Annotated in this window: 1 protein-coding gene; it reads left to right on the forward strand. The window is 50.5% G+C overall.

Features of this window, described 5'->3' with window-relative positions; translation table 11 throughout:
- Positions 1 to 527, forward strand: a 527-nt coding sequence (locus R7Z49_RS27415) for a TolC family protein (protein ID WP_318112817.1), incomplete at both ends; no start/stop codon positions are given.

Here is a 527-nt window from a genome sequence, read left to right on the forward strand (position 1 = left end):
AAATGACTCTTCACTCGGTCCGATATTGAATCCACTCAGTGATTCCGTGTCGGGTCTGCCACCTCAAATTGGTAACGTCACCCTAATGGATAATCAGCACGATGGCGTATTTGCAGGCGCGAGTATCGCTTGGGAGGCTGATCTGTTTGGGCGCATTGACCGCCAAGCGAACGCGGCGCAAATTCGTCTCGAACAAGCTCAAATTTATCAAAACGGCTTGAACACGGTGATCACGGCTGATTTGATTCATAACTACTTGCAATACCAAGGTGCAAGCGAGCGCCTTGAGTTGGCAAAGTCGAACTTAGAAGATCAACGACGTACACTCGACCTCGTCGAGAAAGTCGTGCGCAGCGGCTACGGTTCTGATCTCGATTTAGCCCAAGCGAAGGCCACACTTGCGGCGATGGAATCGCTCGTTCCGCAGTTAGAGATTGCCCAACAAGCGCACAAACATCGTTTAGCAGTATTGCTTGGTGAGCCGCTAACGCAAGTCGAAATCCGTCTGTCTAAGCAACATAGTGTAC

Source organism: Vibrio sp. 1562 (assembly GCF_033340155.1).
Taxonomy (GTDB): domain Bacteria; phylum Pseudomonadota; class Gammaproteobacteria; order Enterobacterales; family Vibrionaceae; genus Vibrio; species Vibrio alginolyticus.